A 12470-nucleotide genomic window follows, 5' to 3' on the forward strand; every position below is an offset into this window, starting at 1 on the left:
GCGAAGTCGAATTGCCGCACAGCAAACCCGACAGGTTTAAAAACCTGTCTGATTTAGGATCTTGAACCGATCGAATATCCTAAATTGCAATAAAATTTTTAAACGCCTAATATTTCGACTTCACTTAAGATGATTGAAAGACTTAAATCTTAACTAAAATTTGAAAGTAATTTTCTAATAATTAGTTTTTAAGTTAAACTTCAAAACCTATCTTTGTAAATCATTTAAAAAATAGCTTATGTTTGTCTGGATTTCATTTTTATTAGCCGTAGTACTTATTCTTGCCTTAGATTTGGGTGTTTTTAACAAAAATCCACATATTATCAGTACCAAAGAGGCAAGCAAATGGACTCTGATCTGGGTTACTTTATCCTTCTTATTTTCAGGAGTAATTTACTGGCTATATACTACAGATTATATTGCAAATCCAGATAAACTGAAACCTGCTGTAGCTTCAATGAAGTTTATCACCGGTTATTTAATCGAATTATCTTTAAGTGTCGACAATATATTTGTAATCGCTATTATTTTTGCTTCTTTCAAAATACCTCAAAAATACCAGCACCGTGTTTTATTTTGGGGAATTTTAGGTGCAGTTATTTTCCGTGGATTAATGATTTTCTTCGGCGTTATGCTAATCAATAAATTTACGTGGACAACTTATTTATTTGGAGGCTTCTTATTATTTACTGCAATTAAAATGTTGTTTTCTGGCGAAGATGAAGATTTTCAGCCGAAAGACTCTTTTGTATACAAAACATTAGGAAAGGTTATTCCAATTACTTCTGAAATGGATCATGAGAAATTTTTCATTTTAACTGAAAAAGGAAGAAAAGCAGCAACACCATTATTCGTAGCTTTAATTGTAATTGAGGTTATGGACGTTCTTTTTGCTGTAGACAGCGTTCCTGCAATTTTGGCCATTACATCTGATCCATTTTTAGTATTCAGTTCTAATATATTTGCCATTTTAGGATTGCGATCTATGTATTTTTTCCTGGCGAATATGTTGGCAAAATTCAGTTATTTAGAATACAGCTTAGTTGCTATTTTAGCCTTTGTTGGATTAAAAATGCTGCTTCATGAATGGATTCTCGTTCCGGAATGGGCTTCATTAGGATTTATAGCTTTATCACTTTTAGTTGGAATCTTGGTTTCATTAAAATTTGGAGAAGAAAAAGAACTTACAGATACAGATTTAGGAGAAGAATAATATTCTTTGAAACATATATTCATAAAAAAAAGGAAATCGTAAGATTTCCTTTTTTTTATTACTTCACTTATTTAGTTTAGCTTCTTAACATTGGTGTCATCAATATTATATTTTGCAATAACAGCGTTGTAGTCGGAATAATCTGGCTTAACTGATTTTCCGGTTGTAGAGAATGCACCTGGCACAATTACAATTCGAAAAACTTGATTTGTTCTAAATCCTGCTGCAACTGTTCCTAAGTCATTACCATCCATAAAAATGTTAATGTCATCTTGAGAAAAGTCAAATTCATAACTAAAATTTCTTGTACCGTCAGCAAAAAAGTAAGTATCAGGAAGTAATTTCCAAATGTCTCTTCCGTTGTCTACTGCAGAAAGTCTGTAAACCAATATTACGTCTGAATCATATATAGAAGGATTTAAGTCTACCAACGTACTGAAACTGTTGGCTGATGTAAAGTTAACGCCGGAAACTTCAAAAACCTCGCTGATTGTATCTCCATCACCATTATTATCATCTGAACAACTCGAAAAGGCAAATAATCCAACAACTGCGAAAAGGGTTAATATCTTTTTCATAATTTTTATTTTTTATAAGTTTATACCTAAAGGTATTCCAAAAATCAAACCAAAAAAAGCTTTTTGGAAGATCTTGTTAAAATTTTTAACTACTTTTTCGCAACTAGCTGATTTTTAAGCAATATTTTATTAAAAAATAGTACATGATAAGGCAGAGAGTTTTCCCAATAATCCCAAGTATGCGCTCCAGGACGTTCGGTATAATCGTGTTCTACTTTATTATAGACCAATCTTCGGTGTAATTCTCTATTCGGTTCTATTAAAAAATCATCAACACCGCAATCTATAATTAGCGGCAGTTTATTCGATTTTATTTTATCTAACATTCCCATAACGGCATATTGCGCATACATTTCTGAGCTGTCGCTTTTATCGCCAAATACAGGTTGCATTAATTTAACTACTTGGGCAGAAGATTCTCTATTTAGCATTGTACTCATGTCTACAGCACCGCTCATGCTTCCGGCAGCGCAAAACAATTCAGGATGTTTCGCAGATAAATAAAGTGCACCATGCCCGCCCATCGAAAGTCCGGTAATTACCCTTCCGTTTTTGTTGCTGATTGTCCTGTATGTTTTATCGACTTTCTGAATGACTTCCTGCGTAATAAACGTTTCAAACTGACTTTCTTTATTTACGGGGCTGTCCAAATAAAAACTGAAAGTCTCGCCTTCAGGCATTACAATAATTATATTGTACTGATCTGATAATCCTTGAACTAATTTTTTATTCGGGGTATTTTTTAGCCAGTCGCTAAAATGTCCGTAAGCACCATGCAATAAATACAGTACAGGATAAGCTGTTTTTGTCTTAGAATAAGAATTTGGCAATACAACGGCAGCTTTATAGGTTTTGCCCATTGCTGTACTTGCAACTTGCAAAGTATCTACTTTTGCTGCGTATGTCATGGATGAAATGAACAAAACAGCAGTAAACACTAAAATTTTAAAGTTTTTCATTTTTATAATTTTTCTGATTAGGGATTGTAAATATACCTTTTTCGAATAAATTATATGAAAAATCCGACCAGTTTTTCACCAATCGGATTTGTATTTTGTTTGATTATTTGTTTTGAAAAAATTCGGTGTTCAATAACAAACACTAGCTAATAATAATCTTGTGTTCATGACGGTATTGTGATGCGCTCTTACCAGTATACTGTTTGAATGATTTACTAAAATGGCTAAAATTATTAAAACCGCTTTCATAACAGACTTCATTTATGCTCATTGGTTTTTCGGCCAAAAGTTTTGATGCATGAACCAAACGATATTCGTTTACAAACTCCGTAAAGGTTTTATTTGAGATTTTTTTAAAATATCGGCAAAACGAAGGCGTCGTCATACTTACCAAACTTGACACTTCATCAATAGCAATCGATTCCTGAAAATGATCTTTAACATAATTAAAAACCACATTAATTCGATCGCTGTCCTGTGTCTGCAATTCTAACGAAAAACCATCCGCGTTCAAAACCGTATAATCTTCTGAAGAATCTAATTCATCTAAAATGCTCAAGAGTGTCAGCAAACGCTCAAACGGAAGCTGTTGTTCCATCATTTCGATTTTTTTGCCAATTTGTTTCTTAGTTTCACCGTTGAAAGCAATACCTCCTTTTGACTGACTAAGAATATTTTGAACCTTTTTCATTTCGGGAGCGATAAAAAAATCATTCCCTAAAAATTCAGGTTTGATATGAATAACGGTTTCATTTTTATTACCCGTTTGTTCATTTGTAAATCCACAATGTGGCAAATTAGCGCCTATTAAAATCAAATCTCCGTTTGTATAATAAGAAACATGGCTTCCTATTTGTCTTTTTCCCGCACCTCCATTTATATAAACCAACTCAATTTCTGGATGATAATGCCACAAATGGGCTTTACTGTTGGTCTTTTCGGCATGTTTAGTGTAGGTAAAAGAACTTCCGTATGAGTTTGATATCACTTCAAGAGCTGGGGCAATTGTCTTCATGATAAATTCTTTAAATAATAATAGCAAATTTAACAAAAATACCTAATATAATTCAAAATTTAACCTATAACGGTTTCGTACTTGCGAATATTGCACAATAATACATTCAAAAATAATATCGAATTCAATCATATTTAGTCGTTTTTTATACGACTCATATTTTTATCCGTAATTTTTTTAATATATCGTATTTAATAAGTTGTTTTTATAAATATACAGCATTTTTGTAAGAATGTTGGATGATTACAAAAAATGTGTATATTTGAATTTTATTGAAAATAAATAGCCGAATTAACAAAAACACCTAAAATAATTCAAATTTTAACCTATAACGGTTTCGTAAATGAGAATATAGCACATAAATTGGCAAATAGAGTTGTGAAAAAAAATACATAACTAAGGTAATTTAGCAGCAGAGAATTAGAACTAATAATTTAAAACATAAGGAATATGAAAAAGATTTTAAAATTAAGTTTAGTAGCTGCAGTACTATTATCAGGAATGAGTACTTATGCAATCGATGGTGAAGGAGAATTTGGTCTTCATGTATTGAAAGGAAATGCAAATGGAAAACTTGTTACGTTTGCCTTGAACCAGACAAAAAAAGCCAACCTATCTATTTATGATAAAGATGGCAACTTATTATATTCTGAAAACGCTTCAGGAAAAGACGGAATTTTAAGAACTTTCAGTTTTGAAGAATTTCCAGCAGGAACTTATATATTAGAAGTTGAAGACAGCGTGAAAAAAGTAAGACACGAAATTACAGTTACTGATAACACTTCTGTTTTATCATCAAAAGCAATTTCATCAGTTTACAAAGCTGCAAAAAATACAAGCGTAGCAGTACGCTAAAAAAGTTATACTCTTATACAGTATAAAATGAGGTTAGATAGTTAGTAAAGTTTAAAAACTGAAAAGTTTTTCAAAACAGCTCTTTGTGGTTATTGAGCTGTTTTTTTTATGTCTTATTTTTTCTGATAAAATAACATTAACCACTTCAATTTTTATCCTTGCAATAATTACCTAAACATTAGCTTATTGTAAACTTAAATACCATAATTCATTAAAAAATAATAACTGATTTAACAAAAACGATAAATATAATTCAAAAATTAACCTATAACGGTTTCGTAAATGAGAATACAGCATCGAAATTGGAAAATAGAGTTGTGTAAATACAAATAAATCATAACTAATTTAGCATCAGATAATTAGACCTATTAATTAAAAAAACTAATGCTATGAAAAAGATTGTAAAAACGAGTTTAGTATGTGCATTGCTTTTCAGTGGAATAAGCACTTATGCAATTGGCGGAAAAGGAGATTTGAATGTTCATGTATTAAAAGGTAACGGGAAAGTGATTACGTTTGCTCTTAATAGAATCACAAAAGCAAGTGTTTCAATTTATGAACAAGATGGAACTCTAATTTATTCTGAAAATGCTTCAGGTAAAGATGGAATTTTAAGAACTTTTAATTTAGCAGAATTTCCAGAAGGAACTTACTATTTAGAAGTTGAAGACAATACAAAAAAAGTTACGCACGAAATTACGATTAATAACGGTATCACTGTTTTATCTGCAAAAGCAGTTGCTACTGTTTACAAATCTGGTTTTGAAAAAAATTCAAGCGTAGCGGCGCGCTAAAAAGTTATACTTATATATAGGTATAAAAAATGAGGTTAGATCATTAGTAAGTTTTAAAAACTTTAAACCTTTTAAGAACAGCTCTCTGTGGTAATTGAGCTGTTTTTTTATGCCTATAAAAATCTGAAAGAATATTAGCCATGAAGCCTTATACACAAACAAATAAAACATTGAAAAATAATAATCAATTTAACAAAAACGATTAATATAATTCAAACTTTAACCTATAACGCTTTCGTAAATGAGAATATAGCATAGAAATTGGCAAATAGAGTTGTGCGAAACAATCTTTTCCTGAAGTAATTTAGCATTAGAGAAAGAGAATTAAAACTATTAATTTAAAAACTAATGCTATGAAAAAGAGTTTAAAATTAAGTTTAGTATGTGCAGTACTTTTTACAGGAATGAACAGTTTTGCAATTGAAGGAAGTGGAGATTTGAATGTTCATGTACTTAAAGGAAATGGAAAACTAATTACGTTTGCTCTAAATCAGGTTAAAAAAGCCAATTTAGCTATTTACGATAAAGATGGTAATCTTCTTTATTCTGAAAGCGCTTCAGGTAAAGACGGAATTTTGAGAACTTTCAGTTTATCCGAGTTTCCAGCAGGAACTTACTACTTAGAAGTTGAAGATAATACAAAAAAAGTAAGACACGAAATTACAATTACGGATGATGCTTCGGTTTTATCATCTAAAGCAATTTCATCAGTTTATAAAGCAGGTTATACTGCTAAAAATACAGGCGTAGAAGTTCGCTAAAAAAGTTATACTCTCATAAAGTATAAATGAGGTTAGATAGTTAGTAAAGTTAAAAACGTGATTGTTTTAGAAACAGCTCTTTGTGGTTATTGAGCTGTTTTTTTTGTTTCAAACTGAAATAAAATTGATGCTAAATTTATTTCTGGAGAACTATTCTTAATAATTTTAAAAGGCTGATTCATAAACTTTTAAAAAAATGCAAAAACAAACATCCAAGATTTAAGTTTTTACGTACATAGTGTAGTAAAAAGACAGAAACATCTTTAATTCAGCAACTTATCAACCTAAAAATGACATTTTATTGCCAAAAATTAAATTTCTTTTGTAGTTTTACCGTTCCACTATTTAGAGTAATTAACAATTAAAAACAATTTAAAAAAACATGACAAAATTTACAAAAATGGGCTTAGTTGTTGCCGTCTTATTAACAACAATCTTTACTTACGCAATTGAGAAAAAAGGGGATTATGTTTTAAACATAAAAACCGGAAATGGAAAAGTAGTTAGTTTTACTTTAGACACTATTGAAACATCAATTTTCTCTATCTATGATGAAAACAATAATTTGGTTTACAAAGGCGATTCTGCTTCAGACAAATTAGAGATTTCAAAAACAATAAGTTTAGAAGGTTTTCCAGCCGGAACTTATTTCTTAGAAGTAAAAGCGAATGATAAAGTTGTAAAACATGAGATTACTGTTGCAGCTAAAAAATCAAAAGCAATTAAGTTAGACGAATCAGTGAACGAAAGTCCTGGATTCCGCCGTTAATCACTCTTTTTGCCCGAAAAGTTAAAAAGCAGCTCTTTCCAGGAGCTGCTTTTTTTTATTCTTTATTAAAATTCTACATATTCCTTCTATACTGCCCACCAACTTCAAACAATGCCGAAGTAATCTGACCCAAAGAACAAACCTTTGTCGCTTCCATTAAATGGTCGAATAAGTTTTCGTTTTTAATTGCCGCTTCCTGTAGTTTGTTTAAATGCTCGTTTACTTTTGCTTCGTGAAATTGATGCAAGTTATCCAGCATCGTAATCTGATATTGTTTTTCTTCTTCGGTGGCGCGAATTACCTCTGCCGGAATTACCGTTGGAGAACCTTTTGAACTCAAGAATGTATTTACGCCCACAATTGGAAAATCGCCATTGTGTTTTAAGGTTTCGTAATACAAACTTTCTTCCTGAATTTTAGATCTTTGGTACATCGTTTCCATTGCACCTAAAACTCCTCCTCTTTCAGTAATTCTATCGAATTCTTGCAAAACTGCTGCTTCAACTAAATCAGTCAATTCTTCGATGATAAACGAACCTTGAATTGGGTTTTCGTTTTTGGCTAAACCTAATTCTTTATTGATAATCAACTGAATCGCCATGGCACGACGTACAGACTCTTCTGTTGGTGTTGTAATTGCTTCATCATAAGCATTAGTATGCAGTGAATTACAGTTGTCGTAAATCGCATACAAAGCCTGCAAAGTGGTTCTAATATCATTAAAATCAATTTCTTGCGCATGTAACGAACGTCCAGAAGTTTGAATATGATATTTCAGCATCTGTGCTCTTTCGTTGGCTCCGTATTTGTTTTTCATAGCTTTCGCCCAAATCTTGCGTGCCACACGTCCGATAACTGAATATTCAGGATCTACTCCATTCGAAAAGAAGAAAGATAAATTAGGTCCAAAATCATTGATGCTCATACCGCGGCTCAAATAATATTCCACGTAAGTGAAACCATTAGAAAGCGTGAAAGCCAACTGTGTAATCGGGTTCGCTCCTGCCTCAGCAATATGGTATCCTGAAATCGAAACTGAATAGAAATTACGAACGTTTTTAGTAATAAAATATTCCTGAACGTCGCCCATTAATCGAAGTGCAAATTCGGTGGAGAAAATACAAGTATTTTGTGCCTGATCTTCTTTTAAAATATCAGCCTGAACTGTTCCTCTAACTTGAGATAATGTTTTGGATTTTATTTCATTATAAACTTCTACAGGCAAAACTTCATCTCCGGTGACCCCCAAAAGCATCAAACCCAAACCGTTGTTTCCTTCAGGCAAATCGCCTTGGTATTTTGGTCTTTCTAAACCTTTGTCTTTATATATTTTGTTGATTTTTGTTTCAACTTCTTTTTCTAATTCTTTCTCCTTAATATAGTACTCACATTGCTGATCGATTGCGGCATTCATGAAAAAACCTAACAGCATTGGCGCTGGTCCGTTAATGGTCATACTTACAGATGTTAAAGCATGAACCAGATCGAAACCTGAATACAGTTTTTTTGCATCATCTAAACAACAGATTGAAACTCCTGCATTTCCAATTTTACCGTAAATATCCGGACGCAAATCTGGATCGTTTCCGTATAAAGTTACACTGTCAAAAGCTGTTGAAAGTCGTTTTGCAGGCAATCCTGCACTTACATAATGAAAACGTTTATTGGTTCTTTCTGGTCCGCCCTCGCCTGCAAACATTCTTGACGGATCTTCGCCTTCACGTTTAAATGGATATAATCCTGAAGCAAACGGAAATTCTCCCGGAACATTTTCTTGCAAATTCCAACGCAAAATATCGCCCCAAGCTTCGTACTTTGGCAAAGCAATTTTAGGAATCTGTAAGTGCGATAAACTTTCGGTATGTGTTGCAATCTTGATTTCCTTATCACGAACTTTAAAGCTGTAAACTGGATTTTTGTATTTATTTACTTTTTCATCCCAATTCAGGATAATTTCCCAATTGTACGGATCTAAATCCATTTTCACCTTATCGAACTGATTCAGTAAAAGATTTAAAAAGATTCTGTTTTCATCATGTTCCTGAATTCCAGTTGGCAAAACAGTCGAATCATCAATTCCTGCTTTATTAATCTGTGGCAATTTTCCAGAAACTGATTCTATTGTTTTAAAGATTCCGTATAACTTCTGTGCTACTTTTTGCTGCGAAAGTGCACTTTCATCATAACTTCTATTATTCTCAGCGATTTCAGATAAATAACGTGTTCTGTGCGGTGGAATCACGAAGATTTTTTCGCTCATTTCACGCGTGATTTCAAAAGTCGAATTCAGGTTTGAATCTGTTTTTTCGACAATTTTATCCATAATTGCTTTGTAAAGCGTATTCATTCCTGGATCGTTAAACTGAGAGGCAATAGTTCCAAAAACTGGCATTTCATCTGGATTTTTATCCCAAAGATTATGATTGCGCTGGTATTGTTTTTTAACGTCACGAATGGCGTCTAAAGCGCCTCTTTTATCGAATTTATTCAATGCCACTAAATCTGCAAAATCAAGCATGTCAATTTTCTCTAATTGCGTTGCGGCACCAAATTCAGGTGTCATTACATATAAGGATACATCAGAATGATCCATAATCTCGGTATCTGATTGCCCAATTCCCGAAGTTTCCAAAATAATCAAATCGTATTTTGCTGCTTTTAGAACCTGAATCGCTTCAGCAACATATTTAGACAAAGCCAAATTCGACTGACGCGTTGCGAGCGAACGCATATAAACTCGTGGATTATTAATCGCATTCATGCGGATTCTGTCTCCTAAAAGTGCTCCTCCAGTTTTTCTTTTAGAAGGATCGACAGAAATTAATCCGATTGTTTTTTCTGGAAAATCAATTAAAAAACGGCGGACCAATTCATCAACTAAAGATGATTTTCCTGCCCCGCCCGTTCCTGTAATTCCCAGAACTGGAATTTTAGAATCCGTATTATTGGTATGAATCTGATCAAAAACTGGTTTTGCTATTTCTGGAAAATTCTCCGCTGCAGAAATTAATCTCGCAATTGCTGTTGGAATTTTATTTTCGATATGGTCAATTTCTCCATTTAGTTTATCTCCAATTGGATAATCGGAACGTTCAACCAAATCGTTTATCATTCCTTGCAGGCCTAAAGAACGGCCATCATCTGGAGAATAAATTCTGGTAATTCCATATTCATGCAATTCTGAAATTTCGCTTGGCAGAATAACACCGCCACCGCCGCCAAAAATCTTAATATGCCCCGCTCCTTTTTCATGAAGTAAATCATACATATATTTAAAGTATTCGTTGTGCCCACCTTGATATGATGTCATAGCAATTGCATTTGCATCTTCTTGGATGGCGGTATTCACCACTTCTTCTACGCTTCGGTCGTGACCAAGATGAATTACTTCAACTCCTGTTGATTGAATAATACGACGCATAATGTTTATTGCTGCATCGTGTCCGTCAAAAAGAGATGCTGCGGTGACAATTCTTACTTTATTTTTAGGAATATATGGTATTTGCTGTTCCATTTTATGAATATGATAATTTTAAGGGAGCAATTTACAAAATATTTTAATATTTGTTCATCCTTATGGCGTTATGTTAACAAAAAAATGAAATGATGTTTATTGTAATGGGTAACAATTTCAATCGATATCGTATTTATTGTATATAGACCACGTCGACATGGCAATTTTGAAAAATTAAAATAAAATCCAACAACTTGTTTTCCAGACCCGTAAAGTAATTTAGCAGTGTAGAAAAGCCCCAAATTTTTACCAAAACTTTCATAACCTAAAAGTATAAACGTAAAAATTTACAAAATGAAAACACTATATCCAATCACCGTAATTTTAGGTTTGAGTTTTTTTGTATTGTCATTTAATACAACTGAAAAAGATATTCATTCATATAAAAAAACTACAACTTTAACAACCAAATACAACACTTCAGATCCCAATGACGCTGAAGAAATTTCAAATGATTTCTTCAAAAGATATTCGGATTTAAAAAAATACAAATCTGATGTCATGTCTTTGTATAAAAATAGAACTTTAGGATCTATTTGGCTTGATGAAGATAATGTTAATGAGTTTGGAGCTGTTTTGTATGAAAAAGCAAAAAAAACAAACGATTTGGTTATTCCTTATCAAAACGAAATCGATCAGCTGTTTGACTCTTCGTCAGAAACAAAACTTTCCAAAACAGATGCTGATATGCTTTTAAGCTCATTATATGTATTGTATATCAATAAAAGTAATGCAGAAGCTAAGAAAAAATTGTCATACAATGATTTGTTGAATGATTTCTTTAACTACAGCACGATCGAAGAAGCAACTGCTTCAAAAACCGATAATGTTAAAGTAGAATACGATCAATATTACAAATTACAAGACTTTTTAAATAAATACAAAAAATTAGAGCGATCAAATAAATGGAAACCAATAGTTCCAGAAGAAACACCTTATAAAGATTTACGACCAGATGCTGTTTCTAGCACTATTGCCCAAGTTAGAACTCGTTTGTATTTATTAGGAGATTTAAAAAATGATTCTAAAAGCAACGTCTATGATCGTGAATTGATGGATGCTGTAATGAAATACAAAGTTCGTAACGGATTTAAACCCAATTATATTCTTGCAGAAGAACATATTAAAGAAATGAATGTGCCTCTTGCCGATAAAGTGGAGACGCTTAAACTTAATATGGAAAGATGTCGCGCTATTGCCACTCAAATTGCAAATAGTGATGAGTATGTTTTAGTAAACGTTCCTTCTTATGAATTGGTTTATGTTAAAAACGGAAAAGTACAATTAAGATCCAGTGTATTTGTTGGTTCTCCTCTTACTAAAACAACCATTTTTAATAGTGAAATTGACCGAATTGTTTTCAGCCCTTATTGGACTGTGCCTCAAAGCATAGTAGAAAACGAATTAAAATCTAAAATGGCTGCTGATAAAAATTATCTTGCCGATCATAATATGGAAATTGTAAAAGGTCAGGTAAGACAAAAACCAGGTCCAGACAACTCTTTGGGATTAGTAAAATTTATGTTTCCGAATCCAGATGATATTTACATGCATGACACACCGTCTAAGACTTTATTCGATTTTGAAAAAAGAACTTTCAGTCATGGTTGTGTTAATGTGAAATTAGCAAAAGAATTAGCTGTTGCAATGCTTAAAGATTATCCTGAATGGACTCAGGAGAAAATTGATAAAGCTATGGCCGGCAAAACAGAAAGCAGTTTTAAATTAGCTAAAAAAGTTCCAATCTTCATTTCGTATTTTACTTCAATGGTAAATGAAAATGGTGAAATTGGTTTCTTTCAAGATGTTTATGAAAAAGACAATGAATTAAATACTATTTTATCCTCAGAATCTGTTTCATCAAATTAATTTAGAAAATAAAAAAATACAGAATCGGAAATTCATTTATTTGATTTCCGATTTTTTTTTATTTACATACCATAAAAAACCCTAACTTATTAGTTTTAAAACTTTTATAAGCAAAAATCTTTTACATATTAGTTGACCTTTGC

General features: G+C 32.3%; 10 protein-coding genes. 6 read left to right on the top strand and 4 right to left on the bottom strand.

Annotated features, from left to right (window positions below; genetic code table 11):
• Positions 1–238: 238 nt before the first annotated feature.
• Positions 239–1213 carry a TerC family protein gene (locus tag IRZ83_RS04335; protein ID WP_194567050.1) on the top strand — a complete coding sequence of 325 codons (975 nt, stop codon included), beginning with the start codon at positions 239–241 and terminating at the stop codon, positions 1211–1213.
• Between the two features lie 71 nt (positions 1214–1284).
• Here the strand turns inward: IRZ83_RS04335 and IRZ83_RS04340 are convergent, their stop codons facing one another.
• The 3 genes from IRZ83_RS04340 to IRZ83_RS04350 form a co-directional block, all read right to left on the bottom strand.
• On the bottom strand, positions 1285–1791 hold the full coding sequence (locus tag IRZ83_RS04340) for a hypothetical protein (protein WP_194567052.1): 507 nt from the start codon (positions 1789–1791) through the stop codon (positions 1285–1287).
• Between the two features lie 89 nt (positions 1792–1880).
• Complete coding sequence (locus tag IRZ83_RS04345) at positions 1881–2750, bottom strand: alpha/beta hydrolase (RefSeq protein ID WP_029268915.1); 870 nt, start codon at positions 2748–2750, stop codon at positions 1881–1883.
• A 142-nt stretch (positions 2751–2892) separates the two neighbouring features.
• Positions 2893–3765, bottom strand: a complete 873-nt coding sequence (locus IRZ83_RS04350; protein ID WP_194567054.1) for an AraC family transcriptional regulator — start codon at positions 3763–3765, stop codon at positions 2893–2895.
• Positions 3766–4215: 450 nt separating this feature from the next.
• Between IRZ83_RS04350 and IRZ83_RS04355 the strand changes: the two genes are divergently transcribed.
• The 4 genes from IRZ83_RS04355 (at position 4216) to IRZ83_RS04370 (ending at position 6944) form a co-directional block, all read left to right on the top strand.
• Positions 4216–4620 (top strand): T9SS type A sorting domain-containing protein, encoded by a 405-nt coding sequence (locus IRZ83_RS04355; protein ID WP_029268911.1) that lies wholly within the window; start codon positions 4216–4218, stop codon positions 4618–4620.
• Positions 4621–5009: 389 nt separating this feature from the next.
• Positions 5010–5414: a T9SS type A sorting domain-containing protein gene (locus IRZ83_RS04360; protein ID WP_194567056.1), complete on the top strand. Its 405-nt coding sequence runs from the start codon at positions 5010–5012 to the stop codon at positions 5412–5414.
• Positions 5415–5767: 353 nt separating this feature from the next.
• A complete protein-coding gene (locus IRZ83_RS04365) occupies positions 5768–6175 on the top strand; it encodes a T9SS type A sorting domain-containing protein (RefSeq protein WP_194567058.1) in 408 nt (135 codons plus the stop codon).
• Positions 6176–6557: 382 nt separating this feature from the next.
• Positions 6558–6944, top strand: coding sequence for a hypothetical protein (locus IRZ83_RS04370; protein WP_029268904.1), 387 nt, complete (start codon positions 6558–6560; stop codon positions 6942–6944).
• A 73-nt stretch (positions 6945–7017) separates the two neighbouring features.
• Here IRZ83_RS04370 and IRZ83_RS04375 read toward each other — a convergent pair whose 3' ends face one another.
• Positions 7018–10458 (bottom strand): methylmalonyl-CoA mutase family protein, encoded by a 3441-nt coding sequence (locus IRZ83_RS04375; protein ID WP_194567060.1) that lies wholly within the window; start codon positions 10456–10458, stop codon positions 7018–7020.
• 294 nt (positions 10459–10752) lie between these two features.
• Here IRZ83_RS04375 and IRZ83_RS04380 point away from each other — a divergent pair, with 294 nt between their 5' ends.
• Positions 10753–12327: a L,D-transpeptidase family protein gene (locus IRZ83_RS04380; RefSeq protein ID WP_194567062.1), complete on the top strand. Its 1575-nt coding sequence runs from the start codon at positions 10753–10755 to the stop codon at positions 12325–12327.
• Positions 12328–12470 lie beyond the last annotated feature (143 nt).

The organism is Flavobacterium sp. JLP (assembly GCF_015350755.1).
Taxonomy (GTDB): Bacteria; Bacteroidota; Bacteroidia; order Flavobacteriales; family Flavobacteriaceae; genus Flavobacterium.

What these genes read in the sequence shown, in the direction of transcription:
- IRZ83_RS04380 (WP_194567062.1), top strand. Translation starts at nt 10,753, where the DNA reads ATGAAAACACTATATCCAATCACCGTAATTTTAGGTTTGAGTTTTTTT.
- IRZ83_RS04355 (WP_029268911.1), top strand. Translation starts at nt 4,216, where the DNA reads ATGAAAAAGATTTTAAAATTAAGTTTAGTAGCTGCAGTACTATTATCA.
- IRZ83_RS04350 (WP_194567054.1), bottom strand. Translation starts at nt 3,765, where the DNA reads ATGAAGACAATTGCCCCAGCTCTTGAAGTGATATCAAACTCATACGGA.
- IRZ83_RS04365 (WP_194567058.1), top strand. Translation starts at nt 5,768, where the DNA reads ATGAAAAAGAGTTTAAAATTAAGTTTAGTATGTGCAGTACTTTTTACA.
- IRZ83_RS04345 (WP_029268915.1), bottom strand. Translation starts at nt 2,750, where the DNA reads ATGAAAAACTTTAAAATTTTAGTGTTTACTGCTGTTTTGTTCATTTCA.
- IRZ83_RS04335 (WP_194567050.1), top strand. Translation starts at nt 239, where the DNA reads ATGTTTGTCTGGATTTCATTTTTATTAGCCGTAGTACTTATTCTTGCC.
- IRZ83_RS04375 (WP_194567060.1), bottom strand. Translation starts at nt 10,458, where the DNA reads ATGGAACAGCAAATACCATATATTCCTAAAAATAAAGTAAGAATTGTC.
- IRZ83_RS04370 (WP_029268904.1), top strand. Translation starts at nt 6,558, where the DNA reads ATGACAAAATTTACAAAAATGGGCTTAGTTGTTGCCGTCTTATTAACA.
- IRZ83_RS04360 (WP_194567056.1), top strand. Translation starts at nt 5,010, where the DNA reads ATGAAAAAGATTGTAAAAACGAGTTTAGTATGTGCATTGCTTTTCAGT.
- IRZ83_RS04340 (WP_194567052.1), bottom strand. Translation starts at nt 1,791, where the DNA reads ATGAAAAAGATATTAACCCTTTTCGCAGTTGTTGGATTATTTGCCTTT.